19 protein-coding genes are annotated in these 17,528 nt (G+C 57.1%); 5 read left to right on the forward strand and 14 right to left on the reverse strand.

Translation table 11 applies throughout. The features are described 5' to 3' along the window. Positions 1–17 precede the first annotated feature (17 nt). The 5 genes from dusB to tyrS form a co-directional block, all read right to left on the reverse strand. Positions 18–1,034 carry a tRNA dihydrouridine synthase DusB gene (gene dusB / locus VJ698_RS05080; protein ID WP_324101624.1) on the reverse strand — a complete coding sequence of 339 codons (1,017 nt, stop codon included), beginning with the start codon at positions 1,032–1,034 and terminating at the stop codon, positions 18–20. Between the two features lie 123 nt (positions 1,035–1,157). Beyond that, positions 1,158–1,808 (reverse strand): histidine phosphatase family protein, encoded by a 651-nt coding sequence (locus tag VJ698_RS05085; protein ID WP_324101625.1) that lies wholly within the window; start codon positions 1,806–1,808, stop codon positions 1,158–1,160. 17 nt (positions 1,809–1,825) lie between these two features. After that, positions 1,826–2,467 (reverse strand): YbhB/YbcL family Raf kinase inhibitor-like protein, encoded by a 642-nt coding sequence (locus VJ698_RS05090; RefSeq protein ID WP_324101626.1) that lies wholly within the window; start codon positions 2,465–2,467, stop codon positions 1,826–1,828. A 94-nt stretch (positions 2,468–2,561) separates the two neighbouring features. Next, positions 2,562–3,017, reverse strand: coding sequence for a D-aminoacyl-tRNA deacylase (gene dtd, locus VJ698_RS05095; protein WP_324101627.1), 456 nt, complete (start codon positions 3,015–3,017; stop codon positions 2,562–2,564). A 6-nt stretch (positions 3,018–3,023) separates the two neighbouring features. Continuing rightward, positions 3,024–4,280, reverse strand: a complete 1,257-nt coding sequence (tyrS, locus tag VJ698_RS05100) for a tyrosine--tRNA ligase (RefSeq protein ID WP_324101628.1) — start codon at positions 4,278–4,280, stop codon at positions 3,024–3,026. Positions 4,281–4,543: 263 nt separating this feature from the next. Between tyrS and VJ698_RS05105 the strand changes: the two genes are divergently transcribed. After that, complete coding sequence (locus tag VJ698_RS05105; RefSeq protein WP_324101629.1) at positions 4,544–5,911, forward strand: M23 family metallopeptidase; 1,368 nt, start codon at positions 4,544–4,546, stop codon at positions 5,909–5,911. 68 nt (positions 5,912–5,979) lie between these two features. Beyond that, positions 5,980–7,110: an anhydro-N-acetylmuramic acid kinase gene (locus VJ698_RS05110; protein ID WP_324101630.1), complete on the forward strand. Its 1,131-nt coding sequence runs from the start codon at positions 5,980–5,982 to the stop codon at positions 7,108–7,110. 66 nt (positions 7,111–7,176) lie between these two features. Here the strand turns inward: VJ698_RS05110 and erpA are convergent, their stop codons facing one another. From erpA to rplM, 6 genes are all read right to left on the reverse strand, one after another. After that, positions 7,177–7,524 (reverse strand): iron-sulfur cluster insertion protein ErpA, encoded by a 348-nt coding sequence (gene erpA / locus VJ698_RS05115; RefSeq protein WP_324101631.1) that lies wholly within the window; start codon positions 7,522–7,524, stop codon positions 7,177–7,179. A 50-nt stretch (positions 7,525–7,574) separates the two neighbouring features. After that, positions 7,575–7,964 (reverse strand): polymer-forming cytoskeletal protein, encoded by a 390-nt coding sequence (locus VJ698_RS05120; RefSeq protein ID WP_324101632.1) that lies wholly within the window; start codon positions 7,962–7,964, stop codon positions 7,575–7,577. Positions 7,965–7,977: 13 nt separating this feature from the next. After that, entirely contained in the window at positions 7,978–8,679 is a 702-nt protein-coding gene (locus tag VJ698_RS05125) for a DUF6776 family protein (protein WP_324101633.1), read from the reverse strand. 74 nt (positions 8,680–8,753) lie between these two features. Beyond that, positions 8,754–9,797 (reverse strand): N-acetyl-gamma-glutamyl-phosphate reductase, encoded by a 1,044-nt coding sequence (gene argC / locus VJ698_RS05130; RefSeq protein WP_324101634.1) that lies wholly within the window; start codon positions 9,795–9,797, stop codon positions 8,754–8,756. Between the two features lie 221 nt (positions 9,798–10,018). After that, a complete protein-coding gene (gene rpsI, locus VJ698_RS05135) occupies positions 10,019–10,411 on the reverse strand; it encodes a 30S ribosomal protein S9 (RefSeq protein WP_324101635.1) in 393 nt (130 codons plus the stop codon). 9 nt (positions 10,412–10,420) lie between these two features. Further along, positions 10,421–10,849 (reverse strand): 50S ribosomal protein L13, encoded by a 429-nt coding sequence (gene rplM, locus VJ698_RS05140; RefSeq protein WP_324101636.1) that lies wholly within the window; start codon positions 10,847–10,849, stop codon positions 10,421–10,423. A gap of 675 nt (positions 10,850–11,524) precedes the next feature. Here rplM and VJ698_RS05145 point away from each other — a divergent pair. Further along, positions 11,525–11,974, forward strand: coding sequence for an OsmC family protein (locus tag VJ698_RS05145; protein WP_324101667.1), 450 nt, complete (start codon positions 11,525–11,527; stop codon positions 11,972–11,974). 41 nt (positions 11,975–12,015) lie between these two features. Here the strand turns inward: VJ698_RS05145 and coq7 are convergent, their stop codons facing one another. Continuing rightward, positions 12,016–12,642, reverse strand: a complete 627-nt coding sequence (gene coq7, locus VJ698_RS05150; protein ID WP_324101668.1) for a 2-polyprenyl-3-methyl-6-methoxy-1,4-benzoquinone monooxygenase — start codon at positions 12,640–12,642, stop codon at positions 12,016–12,018. Between the two features lie 431 nt (positions 12,643–13,073). Here coq7 and VJ698_RS05155 point away from each other — a divergent pair, with 431 nt between their 5' ends. Further along, complete coding sequence (locus VJ698_RS05155) at positions 13,074–14,081, forward strand: porin (RefSeq protein WP_324101637.1); 1,008 nt, start codon at positions 13,074–13,076, stop codon at positions 14,079–14,081. Positions 14,082–14,487: 406 nt separating this feature from the next. After that, positions 14,488–15,504, forward strand: coding sequence for a porin (locus tag VJ698_RS05160; protein WP_324101638.1), 1,017 nt, complete (start codon positions 14,488–14,490; stop codon positions 15,502–15,504). Between the two features lie 147 nt (positions 15,505–15,651). Here VJ698_RS05160 and VJ698_RS05165 read toward each other — a convergent pair whose 3' ends face one another. Together VJ698_RS05165 and pyrC are read right to left on the reverse strand one after the other, a co-directional pair. Continuing rightward, complete coding sequence (locus VJ698_RS05165) at positions 15,652–16,452, reverse strand: DUF3025 domain-containing protein (protein ID WP_324101639.1); 801 nt, start codon at positions 16,450–16,452, stop codon at positions 15,652–15,654. Positions 16,453–16,477: 25 nt separating this feature from the next. Beyond that, positions 16,478–17,518, reverse strand: a complete 1,041-nt coding sequence (gene pyrC, locus VJ698_RS05170; protein WP_324101640.1) for a dihydroorotase — start codon at positions 17,516–17,518, stop codon at positions 16,478–16,480. Between the last annotated feature and the right edge of the window lie 10 nt (positions 17,519–17,528).

Consider the following 17,528-nt stretch of genomic DNA (forward strand, 5'->3'; position numbering starts at 1 on the left):
TTGTAGTTTTTATATGCTTACGCAGCCAGCTTTTCCTCGGGAAGGCCGTATTGTAACCGGTCGCCGAGCGTTGACTGTAATTCAAAGTAAGCGTCGACCGCCGCGAGTTGTTCCTCGCAGCTTTCAAGGCGGTTCATGCGCTGGCGGAACACCTCCCCGCCTGACAGATCGCGCACGTACCAGCCAATGTGCTTGCGCGCAGTACGCAAGCCCATGTACTCGCCGTAAAAGGCGTAATGCGCCTGGAGATGTTCGTTCATCAGCGCACGCACTTCCGACACCAGGGGCGGTGGCAGATGCGTGCCGGTGCGCAGGAAATGTTCGATCTCGCGAAAGATCCACGGCCGCCCCTGCGCGGCGCGCCCGATCATCACCGCATCGGCCTTCGTCACATCCAGCACATGCTTCGCTTTCTCCGGCGAGGTGATGTCGCCGTTAGCGACGACCGGAATCGACACCGCCGCCTTCACCGCCGTAATCGTTTCGTATTCTGCTTCACCGCCGTAGCCGTCCGCGCGCGTACGGCCATGCAAGGTCAGCATCGCGATACCGCTTTCCTGCGCCATGCGTGCAATGGACAAGGCGTTCCTGTTCTCGCGATTCCAGCCGGTGCGGAATTTCAGCGTGACGGGCACATCGACCGCCGCAACCACTGCATCGAGGATTTCGCCGACCAGCCTTTCATTTTGCAGGAGAGCCGATCCGCACCAGCTGTTGCACACTTTCTTGACCGGGCAACCCATGTTGATGTCGATGATCTGCGCGCCGTGGTCCACATTGAACTTCGCGCAGGTTGCGAGTATCGCGGGATCGGCGCCGGCGATCTGCACGGCCTTCGGCTCCATCTCGCCGTCATGATTGATGCGGCGCGCCGTCTTCTCGCTGGCCCACAGGCGCGGATCCGATGCGGCCATTTCCGACACGGCATAACCCGCGCCCAGCTGCTTGCACAACTGGCGGAAAGGTCTGTCGGTCACCCCCGCCATGGGCGCGACAAAGACATTGTTTCGAAGGAAATGAGGGCCGATCTTCACGAGACAGGAGGGAGGGGTGCAGAGAACAGCCGCTATTTTAGCGTCTTCGGGGTTTCCATCAAATTGGCAAAACCAATGAGCCGGCGCAACATATAGACACAACGAAATTGACCGAAAAAACCGCTATTCCCGATCAATTTCGTCAAGTGCCTGCTCGGTGTCCAGATGACTCACGTCACCCCAGCGCATCAGGTTCAGCTTCTCGCCATCCCATGTAAAGCGATTGATGCTCGCGTTGAAGATATCGAAGTCGCGCGCCCGCTCGAAACCCACACCTTGCGCTGCGCGGTACGCGCATTCGAGCACGCCCCCGTGCGCCACCAAGGCCACCTTGCGATACTTGCCTTCGGACGCAATGCGCGTAATCGTGCCGACCGCGCGCTGGAAAAACTCCCGCATGGTCTCCGCGGCATGCACACCGTGAGGGAAACGCGCATCGATATCGCGCGACTGCCAGGCCGCATACGCTTCCGGGTAACGCTGACCGATTTCCGCATACAGCATGCCTTCGAATGCACCATAGCAGCGTTCGCGCAGGCCGGCATCGACCTGGACTTCCATCCCGCGCGGCGCAGCAATCGCTTTGGCGGTCTGCCGCGCGCGCTGCAGGTCGCTGGAAATAATGGCGTCCAGCGGCTCGTCCATCAACGCCAGCCCCAGTGCAGCGGCCTGCATTTCACCTTCCGCATTAAGTGGAATGTCGAGATGGCCCTGCAGGCGCTTTCTGGCGTTCCACGCGGTTTCCCCGTGGCGTATCAACAAGATTTCTGTCACAACGGCTCCGTGTTTCCTCAGCCGGCCGACGCCAACTTCGGGTTCAGGGTGTAGATCCCCGTGATTTTCGCTTCGCCAAGGATATGGCTTCGCATCGCATCGCGCGCCTGCTGCCCGGTGAACTTGCCCTCCACCGGCAAGCGTTCAACGTCCAGCGCGTACACCGTAAAAACGTAGTGATGCAGGATCGAGTCGTTCCACGGCGGGCACGGGCCGTCATAACCGAAATAATCGCCGGACATATCCTTGTCGCCAGCGAACCAGCCGGTGTAATCGTTGATGCCCTGGCGTCCCGGACGGCCTTCACCGGCCTCCGGTCCCGGCTTGCCGCGCGGCGTCACCGCATTGCTGTACTGCCCGGCCGCGATGGACGATACGCTAACAGGAAGATCGCTCAGCACCCAATGGAAGAAATCGACACGCGGCAGGTCGGCCGGCACGGTCTTTCCTTCCTGGTTCACATCGTCGCCGCGCGACGGCACGTCATAGTCATGGCAGATCACCGCCAACGATTTGGTGCCGGCCGGCAGATCGCTCCACGCGAGATGCGGATTCCGGTTGGACGACAGCCCAACATGCGTCGCCGGGTCGATCACCCCGAACGCAAATTCGCCGGGGATCGCGGCGCCATCCTTGAATGATTCGCTCCAGAGTTTCATCTTGACCTCCTGTGTTTATTGGTTGGCGGATAGCTTCTGATGCTGCTGGAACTCATTGTTGAGATGAGTTTTTCGTATTGTCGCCTATTGTCCGTTACGTTGCTGCCTGCGGCTTGATCTGCAACCAGAATGTCACCGGTCCATCGTTGGTCAAGGACACCTGCATGTGCGCGCCGAACTGCCCGGTCTCGACGCATGGATGCTTCACGCGCGCCCTGCCTACGAAATAATCGAACAGACGTCGTCCTTCATCCGGCGCGGCTGCCGGCGTAAATGACGGACGCGTGCCAGACTGCGTGTCGGCAGCCAGCGTGAATTGCGGCACCAGCAGCAACCCGCCCTGCGTGTCGACCACGCTGCGATTCATCTTCCCGGCATCGTCGGCGAAAACCCGATAGCCCAGCAGCTTGGAAAGCAGCGCATCCGCCTCCCTTTCGCTGTCATTGCGCTCGGCGCAAACCAGCACCATCAGACCCTTGCCGATGGCACCGATTGATTCGCCTTCCACGGTAACGCGCGCTTCCAGCACGCGCTGCAGCAGTGCGATCATATGGCCCTACGACAGCGTGACGCGCGCAAACTTGCGCTTTCCGACCTGCAGCACAAACGTGCCTGCCTCGACCTTCAGTGCCTTGTCGCTGATGGTCGCGCCATCAATCCGGACACCGCCCTGCTCCACCATGCGCAAGGCTTCCGATGTCGACGAACAAAGATTCGCCTGCTTGAGCAACTGTCCGATACCCAGCGGCGCACCGGACACGCCGACTTCCGGAATGTCGTCCGGAATGCCGCCGCGCGCGCGGTTGTTGAAGTCGGCGAGCGCATCTTCCGCCGCTCCTTGCGAATGGAAGCGCGCAACAATTTCCTGCGCGAGCAGCACCTTGATGTCGCGCGGATTCCGTCCGCCTTCGACTTCCGTCTTGAACTTTGCGATTTCCGCCAGCGAACGGAAGGACAGCAGGTCATAGTAGCGCCACATCATCGTGTCGGAAATGCTCATCAGCTTGGCGAACATCGTGTTGGCCGGTTCGGTGATGCCGACATAGTTGCCCTTTGACTTCGACATTTTCTCGACGCCATCGAGGCCTTCGAGCAAGGGCATGGTCAGGATGCATTGCGGTTCCTGTCCGTAATGCTTTTGCAATTCGCGACCGACGAGGAGATTGAATTTCTGATCGGTACCACCGAGCTCGAGGTCAGACTTGAGCGCGACCGAGTCGTAGCCCTGCATCAAGGGATACAGCAATTCATGCACGGAAATCGGCGTGCCGGCCTTGAAACGCTTTGTAAAATCTTCACGTTCGAGAATACGCGCCACGGTATATTTTGCAGCGAGCTGGATCATGCCGCGCGCGCCGAGCGGATCCGACCATTCGGAGTTGTAGCGGATCTCCGTGCGGGACGGATCGAGTACCAGGCTCGCCTGTGCAAAGTAGGTCTTCGCGTTTTCTTCAATCTGCTCGCGGGTCAGCGGCGGGCGGGTGATATTGCGGCCGGACGGGTCGCCGATCATCGACGTGAAATCGCCGATGAGAAAAATCACCGTATGGCCCAGGTTTTGCAATTGGCGCATCTTGTTGAGCACGACGGTGTGCCCAAGGTGCAGGTCCGGTGCTGTCGGGTCGAGACCGAGCTTGATCCGCAACGGCGTTCCGGTCTTTTCGGAGCGCGCCAGTTTTTGCGCAAACTCGGATTCGATCAACAATTCTTCAACGCCGCGCTTGGCGATTGCCAGGGCTTCCTGAACGGAATCCGTCAAGGGCAATGCCTCAGGCGCTGCATTGTTATTTTGCAAGTTCTGGGAGACGTCCATGAGCTGAGAAAAATTAAAAACCTACCGTGAAAAATCAATACCATCGCTTGGTATAATCGCTGCTTATTTTCAACCTTGCAATGCAACAACAAAAGCAGCAAGATGAAAATCGAGGCTTGTGAAGCAGAACGCCGATCTGCGGGTCTGGGCGACATCAAGTGCGACGAAGCGGCTGCCCCGGCAGACGCCACCGATCAGTAACCGGCCACACCACGGCGTCAATCACAAGCGCTTCCGTAAAACAGCAAATTCTAACTTATTGCATGCTCCCTACAGACAAATTCCTGAAACTGGGCTCGAGCAGCAAGCTTTTTTTCGGCGCCTCGCGCAAGACGCGCATCGTGACCGCGTCCGCCCTGTTCCTCGCTGCATGCGCGTTCGGCGCAGCAGGTGTCGCGCCGATGGCGCCGGATCCTGCGAACCTGCCGGTCAAGTCGATCACCGAAGAGCTTGCCATTCCCAGCTTGTCCGAGCAGATCGCACACCTGCAGACGGACAATCAGTTTTACTTCCGCGAAGAGAAAGTCCGCTCTGGCGATACGCTGGCAACCCTGCTGTTCCGTCTCGGCGTGCATGATGATGCGGCTGCGGCCTTCATCAAGTCGGACCGCATTGCCCATGCCGTTCTGACTATCAAGTCCGGACGCCACGTACAGGCGCAAACTGACAAGGACGGTCAGCTGCTGCGCCTGACGGCGACGGCCACCGAAGGCAACAACCAACCGGCCCGAGTCATCACGATTACCCGCGACGGAGACCAGTTCAAGTCCTCCGAATCCTCCGCCGCGCTGGAGCGGCGTGTCGAGATGCAGACCGCGGAAATCCGGTCATCCCTGTTCGCCGCCACCGATGCGGCGCAGATACCGGATGGTGTCGCCACTCAGCTCGTTGACATGTTTTCGACCAATATCGACTTCGCGTCCGACCTGCGCCGCGGCGACCATTTCAATGTCGTCTACGAAACCTTCTGGCAGAACGGCGAATATGTCCGTTCAGGCCGCGTGCTGGCAGCGGAATTCAACAATGCCGGCAACAGGTACCAGTCGGTCTGGTTCGACGAGCCGGGCAGCAGGCAGGGCGGAGGCTATTACACCTTCGACGGCAAGTCACTGAAAAAGGCGTTCCTGAAATCTCCTCTGGAATTCAGCCGCGTGACATCCGGCTTCGCGATGCGCCTGCATCCAATCTCCGGCTTGTGGAAAAAGCATGAAGGCGTCGACTTTGCGGCGCCAGTCGGCACGCCGATCCGCGCTGCAGGTGACGGTACCGTGGACTTCGTCGGAACCCAGAACGGCTATGGCAACGTGGTGGTTCTCAAGCACTGGAACAATTACTCGACGGCCTATGCACACATGAGCCGTTTCGCCAGCGGCGTGAAGCGCGGCATGAAGGTTAATCAGGGCGAAGTGATCGGCTACGTCGGCACCACTGGCTGGTCAACTGGCCCGCACCTGCATTACGAGTTCCGGGTGAACAACCATCCACGCGACCCAATGTCAATTGATGTGCCCAATGCACAGCCGCTGGCAGGTGCCGAATTGCAACGCTTCCACGGCGTCGCAAGCGAAATGCTCCATCGCTTTGCATTGCTCAATCCGCAAGAACAGAATGTCAGGGTGGCTGCAAGGTAAATCGGCACCGCCTAACTGAACAAACCGTTCAAGCGCCTGTAGAATCAAGGCACTTGAACGGTTTTTTTATGCCAGATACATCACCCTCCTTTTTCATCGGCCTCATGTCCGGCACCAGCCTGGACGGCGTCGACGGCGCACTCGCCGCGTTTCCCTCATCCGGTAGTGCGCAGCAGATCGAAACGCTTTCGACGGCCTATCTGCCATTCCCCACCGAGTTGCGTAAGGAATTGATGGCATTGCAGGCGCCCTGCGAGAACGAATTACATCGGGAGGCGTTGGCAGCCAACGCGCTTGCGAGCCTGTACGCACAATGTGTAGCACGATTGCTGGAGAAAGCGGGCAGACAACCGTCGGAAGTCAAAGCCATCGGTGCGCATGGTCAGACGATCCGGCATCGCCCGGAGTTTGGATACACGCGCCAGACTAACAATCCCGCGCGGCTGGCGGAATTGAGCGGTATTGACGTCATCGCCGACTTCCGCGCTCGAGACATTGCGGCTGGCGGACAGGGTGCGCCGCTGGTGCCAGCTTTCCATCAGGCTGTTTTTGGCAACGCAGGCGAAGTGCGGGTAGTGGTCAACATTGGCGGGATCAGCAATATCAGCGTGCTGGAAAGCGGCAAGGTCATCGGATTCGATACCGGCCCCGGCAACGTACTGATGGATCTGTGGATTGCACGTCACCATGGAAAGACCTACGATGCGGGCGGCGAATGGGCGGCAAAGGGCACTGTCCTGCCGAAGCTGCTGCGCACACTTCTTGCCGAGCCTTTCCTTGCATTGCCTCCGCCGAAAAGTACCGGTCGCGACCTGTTCCATGCGGCATGGCTGGACAGCAAGCTGCAAGGATTTGAAGGTGCTGAACCAGGCGATGTACAGGCAACCCTGGTCGCCTACACGGCGGCAACCGTGGCGGATGCCATCGCTGCACATGCAGGCAATGCGAGTGCAGTCTATGTATGCGGTGGCGGCGCCTACAATGCCCATTTAATGCATATCCTGCAACAGGCGCTGATTGAACGCCGCCTTGTGGTGCGGGTGGGCTCCACCGATGCATTGGGCGTGTCGCCCAACCACGTCGAGGCTCTGGCGTTTGCCTGGCTGGCGCAACAGCATATCGAGCACAAAGCTGGGAATCTGCCGGCAGTCACAGGAGCATGTGGATTGCGCATCCTCGGCGCCCACTATCCTGCATAGGATATTCGCAAAGACATAAAAAAAGCGCAGGACTTGCCTGCGCTTTTGCCTAAACGAAAACCGGGATTACGAGAACGAAGAGCCACAACCGCAGGTTGTGGTGGCATTCGGATTCTTGATCACGAACTGTGCGCCATCGAGGTCGTCCTTGTAGTCGATTTCGGCGCCGACCAGGTACTGGTAGCTCATCGAATCAATCAACAGATGGACACCGTTCTTGGTCATCGTGGTGTCGTCGTCATTGACCATTTCGTCAAAGGTGAAGCCGTACTGGAAGCCTGAGCAGCCCCCTCCCTGTACGAAAACACGCAATTTCAGGTCGGGATTACCCTCCTCCTCGATCAGTTGCGCAACCTTGGCTGCAGCACTGTCGGTAAAGACGATCGGTTCAGGCATTTCGGTAACAGCATTCATTTCAGGCTCCTGCAGAAATCAGTGGAATCATTATAGACGCTTGGCGACTTTCACGTATTTGATAGCGCCAGCTTCAGTACGGGCTCGCCGACCTGGTCATGTGTGAGCTTGCCAGCTACCAGCGCGCCGCCGTGCATTTCGAGCGCTTTGTAGTACACATCACCAGTTATGCGGGCTCTCGGCTGTAATTCAAGCAGTTCCGACGAATGTACCGGTCCGACAATTTCGCCGTTGACAACGAGGTGGGCAACGCGAACCTCACCCTCGACCTTTGCATGTTCGGAAATGACCAGCATGCTCGGCTCTTCACCGGTCGCGACGACATTGCCCTTTACCTGTCCGTCGATGCGCAAACCGCCCTGAAAATGTACATTGCCCTCGATCCTGGTGGAAATGCCGATCAGGCTGTCAATTGTGCCTTTGTTTTTGCGGCCTAACATGATGGCTCCTCCTTTACAAATTCGCGGATACTTGCGCCCGAATCAGACCTCGTTCGAGCACGCGCGCCTGGACCAGTCTGGTCGTCGCGCCCTCAGGCAGGGTGAGCACCCCTTCGACTCGCTGGTAATGCTTGAAGCTGAGTTTGAATTTTTCCTGCTCGGCAGAGTTTGCAGCAGGAAAGTTCATCATAGCATTTTTGCCGCCCACGAGAGTGTTGACAACAAGTTGCAGGCTGCCGACAAACTGCTGGTCACCCTTTCCACCTTGCATGATGAGCAAACGATACCGGATCTGGTTGGGTGCGGTCTGATCTATCTTAAGGCGGCGAATGCTTACCCCTTGCGGACCCGTGGCGTTCGGCAACAAACTTTCAAAAAACGCAAGATCTTCCTTTAAACGCATGTTGTCGGCCTCCAGCGTCCTCACTTGCGCCGCAAGTTGTTTCTGCGCAGCATGCTCCATGTTGAGCTTGCTTTCCCCTGAATTCGCGGTGGCTGAGAGCTGGTCGCGCTCCATAGTGAGTTTCTCGACCTGCGCCCTGTATCGCTCAATCTGTTCCTGCACGTTTTCGGTGTGCTTGCCGGGCAACATACGCCCTGTATCATAGAACCACATCAAGGTGGCGCCGAGAGCGCCGCTGAGAAGGAAAAGGAAGATGCGCATCGGCCATGGCAACTGTGACCGGATCATCACCTTTGGCGAGGAGACCGACATGCGGCTCCGCCAGAGCCTGAACTTCATGGAACTGAAAGGTGATGATGGAGTTGCCATGCGATGAAATGGATTGCCTACGGCAATACTGGAATGTGCATCAATCCAGCACTTTCATCAAGGCCGAACATCAGGTTCATACACTGCACACCCTGCCCCGCAGCCCCCTTGACGAGGTTGTCTTCAACGACCAGGATAACCAGCAGATCCCCGCCACCCGGGCGATGCACCGCAATCCGCAGCTTGTTTGAAGCGCGCACCGAACGTGTTTCCGGATGGCTGCCGGAAGGCATCACATCGACGAACTTTTCGCCTTCGAAGTGGCGCTCATACAACGCCTGAAAATCGACTTCACGCGCGTCCGGCAGGATCGTTGCGTACAGGGTGGAATGAATACCGCGGATCATCGGCACAAGGTGCGGAACGAAGGTCAGCCCTACTTTGCGCCCTGCAATCGCCTGCAATCCCTGAACTGTCTCCGGCAGGTGGCGATGCCCTTTCACTCCGTAGGCCTTGAAGTTGTCAGATGCCTCCGCCATCAGCGTATGCACCTCGGCCTTGCGACCGGCGCCCGATACGCCGGACTTGCAGTCGGCAATCAACGTCGACTCATTCACCAGCGGCTTTCCTTGCGCAAGCAACGGGGCGAAACCGAGTTGCATCGAAGTCGGATAGCACCCCGGCAAGCCAATCACTCGCGCCTTTCTGATGGCTTCACGATTCACTTCCGGCAGCCCGTAGACCGCCTCGTCAAGAATGTCCGGACATGAATGCGGCATGTCATACCATTTCTCAAACTCTGCCGTGTCGCGCAACCGAAAATCAGCAGCAAGATCGATGACTTTCACACCCGCGGCCAGCAGGTCGCGTGCCTGCGCCATGGCGACACCGTGCGGCGTGGCAAAGAACACGACATCGCAGTCGGTCAGCCTTGCCTTCTCCGGCGAGGTAAAAGCGAGTGATACATGGCCACGCAGCGACGGAAACATGTCGGCAACCGGCATACCATCTTCCTTGCGCGACGTGATTGCCGTCAATTGCACATCCGGGTGCGCCGCCAACAGCCGCAGCAGTTCCACACCCGTATAACCTGTGCCGCCTACGATACCGACTTTGATCATCTCTTTTTCCTTGCAGAAGACATTGACTCAGATGCCTGAATTTTATCAGGCTGGCCCGGTTCGCCATGACCGCGCGACCACGCACGCCGGGCACTTTCCTCGATGACGCGACACACCGCAGATGAAGAGACCCGGGAAGCACGCCCGTCTGCGCTGCGCCATAAATGCAAAAAGCCGCCAGGCACCAACCCAGCGGCTTTTCGATGTTCTGAAAACGCAGATTAGCGCTTGGAGAACTGCTTTGCGCGGCGTGCCTTGCGCAGGCCGACTTTCTTACGTTCGACTTCACGTGCATCGCGCGTGACGAAGCCCGCCTTCGACAGCTCAGCCTTCAGACCTGCGTCGTAATCGATCAGGGCACGGGTGATGCCATGGCGAACTGCACCTGCCTGGCCGGACTCGCCGCCACCATGGACGTTAACCAAGATGTCGAAGCGCTCGAGGTTGCCGGTCAGTTCCAGAGGTTGACGAATGACCATCAGACCAGTTTCGCGGGAAAAATATTCCCCTGCCGGCTTGCCATTGACGACAATGTTGCCGCTGCCCGATTTGATGAAAACGCGAGCCACTGCGCTCTTGCGGCGGCCAGTTCCGTAATTGTAGTTACCGATCATGTCCGCTCCTTAGATTTCCAGTACTTTGGGTTGCTGAGCGGAGTGCGGATGGGTGCCATCGGCATACACTTTCAGCTTCTTGATCATTGCGTAGCCGAGCGGCCCCTTGGGCAGCATGCCCTTGACCGCCTTTTCCAGTGCGCGTCCCGGAAAACGCTGTTGCATTTTCTGGAAACTGGTTTCGTAGATACCGCCCGGGTAGGTCGAGTGACGGTAGTAAGTCTTGTCCACTGCCTTGTTGCCAGTCACGCGCAGCTTGCCTGCATTGATGACGACGATGAAGTCGCCTGTGTCGACGTGCGGAGTGAACTCGGGTTTGTGCTTGCCGCGCAGACGGCGTGCCACTTCGCTGGCGACACGACCGAGGACTTTGTCCGTTGCGTCAATCACGAACCACTCGCGCTGAACCTCTTGGGGTTTCGCGGAAAAGGTTTTCATGATGATGTCCTAAATGAATAAACGCTCAAATTGGCGGTCCCGCCGCTTGAAACTGGCGAGCTCTTCCTTGTTATCTTTTCCTGAGCGAACGGAAAGCCTGAAAGTATAGCCTTTTCAATGACTTGGCGTCAAATTTAATCGCGCGGAATATTGCACGCATCAAAACCGGATGCCCACTTGCCGCGTCTGGCAACACGATTCACCGATCTTGGAAACCGGAGACAAAAAAAACCCGAAGCGATTAAGCTTCGGGTTCAATCCACACCAAAGGAGGAGGGTGGAGGAGACAATCGGTCGGTTGTCGCTGTCAAATCAGCCTTAACAACCAGCAATCAAATTCTACTCAATTTTATTGTGCAATGCAAGAAAAACGCGTGATTTTTAGCGCACCTTCTGGAATTTCAAGACATTTATTCTTTAAATTCAAACAGTTACCTAAATGCCACAATATGGTTTTTGTCACCACGTTATGAATTTTCATAATCAACAATGTTTTTAACGCCGGGTTCACTCGGCGATTATTGCAATAATTATATCGTTTTGCGTTGAGAAGTTATATTGCCGGTAATGGCAGAAAACTTCCCGGGCATCTCGACTTGCCGACACCGCCCCCTTGACGATGTGCTAACTTCAAACACGCTACAATACAGCTCTTCAGAAGCAAGCGAGACGACAATGGAATGCACTGTACGCTGGACAGGTTTGTCCGGGATGACTTTTTTGGCAGAAACCGGATCCGGTCATGTAGTTGCCATGGATGGTGCCCCGGACGGTGGCGGGCGTAACCTGGCGCCGCGCCCGATGGAGGTGGTACTAGCCGGAACAGGTGGCTGCACGGCCTACGATGTCGTGCTGATTCTGCGCAGGAGCCATCAGGATGTGCGCGGCTGCGATGTCACCCTGAAATCGGAACGTGCGGAAAAGGATCCCAAGGTCTTCACCAAGGTACATTTTCATTTCACGGTCCGCGGCCGCAATCTCAAGTCCAGCTTGGTCGAACGCGCCATCAAGCTGTCGCACGAAAAGTACTGCTCTGCCTCGATCATGCTGGAAAAAACGGCGGAGCTCACACACTCCTTCGAAATCATTGACGATCTCGCGGACGCGCCGGAAACGACGTCCTGATCTGCATGGGCGCTGACTCGGCCAGACGCCCTCCTCCAGCCTTATATATAGTAGGCCGCCGTCGTCATCACCTTGGCCATCGCTCGCATCATTTGACGGATCGGCGCGGGAAGCTCAGCCGCACCGAGCTCTTGCGCTTTCGCGCCGTGCGCCACTTCGTCGACGCGCATCTGCTCGACGATCGCGCGTGATTTTTCATCCCGCCCCGGCAGGCGGTCAAGATGACTGACAAGATGCGCCTCTACCTGGCGTTCAGTCTCCACGACGAAGCCAAGACTCCTGGCATCTCCCATACGCGCAACGACGGTGCCGATGGCATACGCACCGGCATACCACAATGGATTCAGAAGACTGGTGTGTGAACCAAGTTCCTGCAATCGCTGCGCAGTCCACGCCAGATGGTCCTCTTCCTCGCGGCCGGCCTGATCAAACTGTTGACGCAGCACCAGCTCTTTCGCAAACCGCCCCTGCGAGTCGTAGAGTGCCTGCGCACACACTTCGCCGACATGATTCACGCGCATCAAACCGGCGCTATGACGCCGCTCCTTGTCATCCATGGACAGTTCGGCCACCTTGGCTGCCGGAGTCTGGCGCGAGGCAGACGCCACGCCGGCTACAACACGCAAGGCTTTGTCGATCCCAAAAATCAGTTCGTCGACGCTTCGCATTTTTACTGGGCTCCTGAACACTGCTGCCACAAAGGCAACATCCTTTACGAATATTTGGAATATATTCGCCTTCCAAAACCAAATTTTATTTAAAAAATAACGAGAAATCTTTGTTTTATATTTGCAAACGGGGCCAATCCGCCAAGCCAAAGCCAGTGGCTGCAATAAATTACGGTCTCAAAGCGACATTTATTGCTGCGACCGTATCAATGCGGCGAAGCCTGTTGTTAAGAAGCCACATAAATGCCGGCACATCGCTAGGAAAACCAAATTCTCTTTGCCCTAACGGGCCATATTTGATGAAATCACCATTAGCTTCTTGATCAGTGATCGGAGGTTTCCGGCAGGGACGTTACCACTAGTGGACTTGCTGGACGAAATTCAAGGCAATTCAAAAAAATTTAGCACGCCAACCCTTGGAGATTTATTCAATGAAAAAATCGCTTCTCGCACTGGCAGTTCTGGGTGCCTTTGCAGGTGCTGCTCAAGCACAATCCGCTGTAACCATCTATGGTTCTTTTGACGGCGGCGTTCGCAACCTGACCAATGTCAACGCTGCTGGCGACAATCGCCTGACCATGGGCTCGAACGGCACGTACAACTCCAACCGCATCGGCTTCAAAGGCGCTGAAGACCTCGGTGGCGGCCTGAATGCTCACTTCGTTCTGGAAACCGGCTTCAACACCGGCACCGGCACACTAGACAATGCAGCCAATCGTCTGTTCAATCGTTCCGCGTTTGTCGGCTTGGGCGGCGCCTGGGGCTCCGTTGACCTCGGCCGTCAATATTCCGTGAACTTCAAGACGATCGGCCTGTACGATCCGTTCAACTACAAGTACACCGCGATCGTCCCGCTGGCAGCGCAAGGCGGTCTGACCCGTCTCGACAACGACGTCCAGTACAACGGCAAGTTCGGCCCGGTTGGCGTCAGTGCTGAATACGCTCTCGGTGAAGTTGCTGGCAGCACCAGCAACGGCGCAACGGAAGCCATCGGCGCAAACTACGCTGGCGGCCCGGTCACTGTCGGTGCAGCCTACACCAAGCGCAAGAACCTGGTTGGCACGACCTACATGGACTTCGATAACTGGACCGTTGGCGGCGCATATGCAACCGGCCCGTTCCGTGTCGCTGTTGGTTACGCTAAAGCAAAGCAAGACACGAGCGCAACGACCGAAACCAACGTGAAGGATGCATGGTTGGGCGGCAGCTACAACGTGACCCCGGCAGCTCAACTGAGCCTGGCATACTATCGCACCACGACCGATACCGCGACGACCACCGGCCGTCGTAACCTGGTCATCCTGGGCGGCACCTATGCAATGTCCAAGCGTACGAACTTCTACGCAGACATCGACAACTCCAAGCTGAGCGGCACCGCTGTTACCGTTGGCCAAACCCGCCAAACCGGTATCTCGGTCGGTATCAACCACCTGTTCTAAGCAACTTGATCGCGGCTTGAATGCCACGATCTGGAAGCGATGTTGAACAAGCGGACTCATCTTCATGGTGAGTCCGCTTTCTTTTTTGGCGCCCCTTTTGTCATCCTTCAATGGATCAGAATTACCCGCATAAAATACGGATATGCACAAACCTGGCGCAAACTCCTGTCATAATGATAATTATTTGTGGGAAACTCGTTGCAAGAACACCACAGGCTTATCGTCTCCATAGCCAAAACCCCAAATAATCTTTGTCGTCGAGCCGGATATTTGATGAAATATCCACGGACTTCTGATTTTACTGATTAAGGAGTCAGTTTCTGGCAGGGGCGTTTCCGCTAGTGGCCTTGCCAGAGATGAGGTACTACAAAAAACTTAGCTCGATAACCTTTTGGGGATTTATTCAATGAAAAAATCGCTTCTCGCCCTGGCAGTGCTCGGCGCATTTGCGGGCGTCGCTTCTGCACAAACGAACGTGACCGTCTACGGTCTGGTCGACGCTGGTATCGCACGTGAAAACGGCGCTGCAGGCTCCGTCTGGAAGCTGGCAACCGGTGTGCAGTCGGGTAACCGCCTGGGCTTCAAGGGCACCGAAGACCTCGGTGGCGGCCTGAAGGCAAACTTCCAACTGGAAAACGGCTTCAACCTGGACAACGGTACGCAACGCCAAGGCGCGCTGTTCGGCCGTCAAGCATGGGTTGGCCTGAGCGGTGGCTTCGGCTCCGTCAGCTTCGGCCGTCAGTATGACCCGCTGTTTATCGCTCTGGACACCATCGATCCGTTTGACACCGGTCTGTCCGGCGCCACGACCAACCTGATGGGCTTTGGCGCATCTGGTGACGTTCGCGTCAACAACTCCATCAACTACACCACCAACAACTTCGGCGGCTTCAGCGCCACCGCACTGTATGGCCTCGGTGAAGTCGCTGGCGACAACTCCAAGAACCGCACTTACGCTCTGTCCGGCACCTACGCCAACGGCCCGGTCACTGCAGTTCTGGCTTACAGCAACAACAACAACGCCACCAACACCAACACCACCAAGGAATGGCTGCTCGGCGGTACCTACAACTTCGGCGTGGCAACCGCTCACCTCGGCTACGAGAGCGAGAAGAACGACGCAGGCGTTGACTACCGTGACTGGATGGTCGGCGTTTCCGCTCCGATCGGCGCTGGCACCGTTCTGGCTTCCTTCATCAACAAGGATGACCGCTCCGCTGCCAACACTGGCGGCGCCAAGCAGTACGCTCTCGGCTACACCTACGCTCTGTCGAAGCGCACCAACCTTTACACGTCGTATGCGCACATCAAGAATGATTCCGGCGCAGCCTTCGTGGTTGGCGACGCATCGAGCGGTGGTAACGCAGTTGCTGCTGGCAACAACTCCAACGCATTCGCCGTTGGTATTCGCCACAAGTTCTAATCTTTTGCGGACGTAAGTCCGTAACGATTTGAATGCAGTATCGAAAAGGCATCTTCGGATGCCTTTTCTGTTTATATGGTCAGAAACAGGATGAACAGGAAGAATATCTGGCCAGGGTGCTCCGTGGAAATACCTCGGTTGAAGTATTCACGCAGACGCATCTCTCGAATTCCGCATCGGACGAAAGACATTCGAATCTGCATAGAATCCAGCATCTTGCCCTTCCCACCAACCCGGCACACCGAGGACTGGCAATGGCGTGAAATCAACCGTCGTCAGTTGGTCGGATAAACTCTTTGAAACTGCCTGATCGAGCCAATGCCGTTTGTCCACGGGATGCCATGAAAAATAGGATGCATCAGCAATCAACGGAAACGCGTGCGTCGTGATTGCCTTGAAGGGACAGACAAGCTTTTCCACTAATGCGTGACCGAATAGCCAGACCTCGCATTCACGCCAAAATGTATCGCGCCTTCCGAGAAACAATTCCTTCCAGCGATGCCTGCGCAAAAGATCATTCAAGGATGCATCACGCGTGACGAAAATCGCTGCATTCTCATCGAAGATAGTTGCAAAATCGCGTAATTTGCCACGAGTAGGACCTACATCCGCTTTCGCAAGCATGGATGCCTGCAGGGCGTTGAGCCGCATTTTCGTGGCGGGCAAGCTGAGCCAGACCAGTGCGTTGAAAAAATCGTGAAGATTCTCGCGCGTCGGCACGCGGCCGGTGTCACTGATGAACGCTTCATAGGCGACGCCGGATGGCAATTCAGCTTGTGGCACAAACCGGATTGGCAAGCCGCGATGGTTGCACAATTTGTGGACAGTAGCCAGCGCGTTCAACTGCACGCGCCAGTCCGCCACTTGGGTCAGCAGTGCACCTGTTTCAGCATAAGGCGCCAGCCAAGGCCGACGCCAGTCGATCTCGTGCAGGAACGCGGCACTCATGCCCGGAGTAGCACGCCCGGCCGGCTCAGGCCAGCTTCCAGTCGATCGTCTCGCCGCCGTTCAATGGCACGACAACGGTGTCGCCCATCGGCAGGTCGGCTGGAATGGTCCACGCTTCCCGCTTGAGGGTGATCGTGCCGCCATTGCGCGGCAATCCATAGAATGCCGGGCCGTTGAAGCTGGCGAAGGCTTCCAGTTTGTCGAGCGCTCCGGCCTGGTCGAAGGCATGAGCATAGAGCTCCATCGCATGCAGCGCGGTGTAGCAACCGGCGCACCCGCAAGCATGCTCTTTCAAGCCCTTGGGATGGGGTGCGGAATCAGTGCCAAGGAAGAATTTAGCGCTGCCCGATGTCGCGGCGTGCACCAGTGCCTGTCGGTGGTCCTCACGCTTCAAGATAGGGAGGCAGTAGTAGTGCGGGCGAATACCGCCCTTGAAGATTTCGTTACGGTTGTACAGCAGGTGATGCGCCGTGATCGTGGCGCCGATCCTGTCGTTGGCTTCGCTCACGTATTGCGCGGCGTCCTTGGTCGTGATGTGTTCAAACACGATCTTTAGCGCGGGCAGATCGCGGCGCAGCGGTTGCAGCACGCGATCGATAAAGACGGCTTCGCGATCGAAGATATCCACTGCCGGATCGGTGACTTCGCCGTGGACAAGCAAAGGCATGCCGGCTTCCTGCATCGCCTCCAGCGCCTTGTAGCATTTCGTCAGTGCCGTCACGCCGGCGTCGGAGTTGGTCGTGGCACCGGCCGGATAGAGTTTCACGGCGTGGACGAAACCGCTCTCCTTTGCGCGCCGGATTTCATCGGCGGGCGTATTGTCGGTCAGATACAAGGTCATGAGCGGTTCGAACGCCATGCCGGCCGGCAGTGCTTCGAGAATGCGCTCGCGGTAGGCCGCAGCCTGCGCGGTCGTCGTGACCGGCGGCTTGAGGTTGGGCATGACGATCGCACGTTTGAACTGGCGTGCGCTGTGTGGCAGGACGCTGGCCAGCGTTGCCCCGTCGCGCAGGTGCAAGTGCCAATCGTCAGGACAAGTGAGGGTGATGCTGGAAGGCTGGGACATGGCGGCTCTT

Origin of the sequence: Noviherbaspirillum sp. (assembly GCF_035254685.1) — a bacterium.
Lineage (GTDB): Bacteria > Pseudomonadota > Gammaproteobacteria > Burkholderiales > Burkholderiaceae_D > Noviherbaspirillum.